This is a genomic window from Chryseobacterium sp. Leaf394, from assembly GCF_001424105.1.
Lineage (GTDB): Bacteria > Bacteroidota > Bacteroidia > Flavobacteriales > Weeksellaceae > Chryseobacterium.
In genome coordinates, this window is record NZ_LMQH01000016.1 from 888 (window position 1) to 2143 (window position 1256).

1 protein-coding gene is annotated in these 1256 nt (G+C 42.4%); it reads right to left on the reverse strand.

Going from position 1 to position 1256, the window contains the following annotated elements; genetic code table 11:
* Nucleotides 1-32: 32 nt before the first annotated feature.
* Nucleotides 33-1166 (reverse strand): cytochrome P450, encoded by a 1134-nt coding sequence (locus ASG21_RS19755; RefSeq protein ID WP_082480183.1) that lies wholly within the window; start codon nucleotides 1164-1166, stop codon nucleotides 33-35.
* Nucleotides 1167-1256 lie beyond the last annotated feature (90 nt).

Here is a 1256-nt window from a genome sequence, read left to right on the forward strand (position 1 = left end):
TAATTTACGTACTTTCAAAAAAATCAAAAAGATCAATGTTTTCTCGGGATCAAAAATAGGTTATACGTATCTTTAGGCAAAGCCACACACGCCGGTTTCTGTCTTAGATCTTCCAAATTTTCAGCCCCAATTTCAAACTCCTGCATTATACTGGCAAACATGACGAAACTCATCGTAGTTACTAAAGTTTGACCAATGCACGTTCGCTTACCTATACTAAAAGGCAGGAAATGTGGGATGTTCCTCTTAACAGACCAGACTTCTTTTTCCGTCTCCGCTGGCTTGCTCGGCCTTTCCCCATCAGATTCCATGCCGGAATCACAGAAAGAATTCCTTCGAACCCTAACTTTGGTCTTTTCTAGAAACCTTGATGGGTCAAATTTCTCCGGCTCATTCCAGTATTCCTCTGAAGTGTTTAGTTCATAGTTGTTTATGAAGACTATCGTTCCTTTTTCTACGCCATATCCTGAGATTGCTGCGTTCTCCGTAGCTACATGAGGAACGATAGGGGATGAGGCGTATCTTAGACATTCTAAGACAGTTGCTTCTGTGTATGGCAAACTATGACGGTCGAGTAATGTAACAGGCCTTTTGCCTTTAGTCAAACCGTCTAATTCTGCCCTAATCTTCCTGCCGACTTCAGGGTCTCTCGCCACAGCTGTCAAACATAACATGACAAGATTACCCACCGAAGAATGACCGCCTAGAAAATCTTCAAGCATGAAGATTATAGTATTTCTATCAACCGTCGGGTCTTCATGTAAAACTTTTAGCAACCCATCTAGAAAGTCCTTTTCAGGCCCTTCTATGTCCAGATCCAATTCCCTCTGTTCTACGATCCTTGAAAGAATGAACGAGCGAATATCTGAAGACCAGTTAGACAGTTTATCTAAATGCTTCTTGTAAAAAGGTTGGAGCCACGGCAGAAAATCTAAGGCATAACCTTGGTTAATCTCCCAGAAAATTTCGTCAAAATGGTCGACGATGCGCTTGAAATCTTCGTCGTTTTCGGCGTCAAATCTCACGTTGCACATGTAGTGCGAAAACATATTCATTGCTGTAGTCATTAAGATCGGTTTTAGGTTGATGCTGGAGTCTAAAGTACGGGTTATGTTTTTAAGTGTTTGTAGCAGTTCTATGGATTCGAATGTAGCGACGTCTCCGATGCGCGCGAAGTTGTCGGTGTGTTGTTTGGGTCCACAATGGCGGCGGGCGAGATTTCTTCTTCTTAGTTGAAGGTTTGACCAATCGCATAG